The following is a 1393-nucleotide window of genomic DNA, read 5'->3' as shown; positions in this document are numbered from 1 at the left end:
TTGCGGATCTGCACGTGAATTTTGCTAATCAAAGCTTCGCTATTGGCGATTCGGTCGGGGGTAAGTTGGGTGCCATCAACGATTACCAAACCGACGTTCTAAAGCCAAACCAAGTGGCGCTTGATGACATGGCAAAAGCTCTGGCAGATGAGTACAACGCGGTACTTGCTACAGGTAAAGACTTGAAAGGCAATGCTGGCAAACCACTGTTTAACTACGACCCTGATAACCCAGCGGCAAGTTTAACCATCACAGATTTGAGCGCGGAAGAATTGGCGTTTTCAAGCGATGGTACGCCGGGTAACGCGAATGTTCTTAAATCTTTGATTGATTTGAGTAACAAACCGGTTGCGGTAACGGGCTACGGCTCAGTGAGCTTGAACGATGCCTTTACCTCAATGGTTGGCCAAACGGCGATCAAAGCGCGTCAGGCAGATGCGGATTACCAAGCAAAACTGGCAATGAGCAAGCAAGCGCATACCGCTCGCGACAACGTAAGTGCAGTGAACAGCGATGAAGAAGCCGCGAACTTGATGACGTTTGCTAACGCGCACAATGCCAACATGAAAGTGATCAGTACGGCGAACCAGCTGTTCGACTCTGTATTGCAGTTATTCTAGAGGAAACCCAGATGCGAATCAGTGATAACCAATTCAGCCAAATGATGCTGCAAAGCCTGCAGAGCAACAGCGCAGGCCTTGGGAAAGTACTTCAACAAATGTCGACACGTGAGCGACTGACTAAGCTGTCTGATGATCCAATGGCGTCTATCAAGCTGCTTAACTTGGAACGCGAAAACAGCGCGATTGCTCAATACCAAAGCAACATCGCAAACCTGAAAACAACGCTTTCAAGCCAAGAGACACACCTAGACTCAGTGAGCGAAAGTTTGAAAAGCATGCGTGACATTGTTCTTTGGGGCGCGAACGGTTCGTTAACGGATCAAGACCGTAGCGGCATGATCACCGAACTGAAAAGCTACCGTGACTCCATCGAATCGTCTTTCAATGCGCAAGATGAAGAAGGCCACTTTCTGTTTTCGGGCACAAAAACCGATACCGCGGCTCTCAATAAATCAAGTGGCGCTTATGTGGTCGAAGGCAACAGCGATGTTCGTGTGGTGACGGTGGCGAAAGGCGTGACCATGGATTCGAACATGACCGCACAAGAGATCCTAGATATTGGTGGCGGCAAGAACGTTCTTAACCAAATTGATGCTTTGATTGCAGAATTTGAGAAGCCGAGTCCGAATTTTCAAGCCGAAGTGGACGCTAGCCTAAACGCCATCGATGATACGATGGCAAACGTACTAGGCGCGATGACGGAAATCGGTGGTCGCCATAACAACCTAGATTTGATGGATGGCGCACACAGCGAAAACAAGTTGTTTGTC

At 48.7% G+C, this 1393-nt stretch carries 2 protein-coding genes; both read left to right on the top strand.

Annotated features, from left to right (window positions below):
* Nucleotides 1-620: FlgK family flagellar hook-associated protein (locus R7070_RS25290; protein WP_318141402.1), on the top strand; the 620-nt coding region annotated here is incomplete at its 5' end.
* Nucleotides 621-631: 11 nt separating this feature from the next.
* Nucleotides 632-1393: flagellar hook-associated protein FlgL (gene flgL, locus R7070_RS25285; RefSeq protein ID WP_318141401.1), on the top strand; the 762-nt coding region annotated here is incomplete at its 3' end.

Source organism: Vibrio sp. 1557, from assembly GCF_033340175.1.
GTDB lineage: Bacteria > Pseudomonadota > Gammaproteobacteria > Enterobacterales > Vibrionaceae > Vibrio > Vibrio alginolyticus.
Note: the sequence above shows the minus strand (reverse complement) of the source record. Positions and strands in the feature narration are given on the sequence as shown.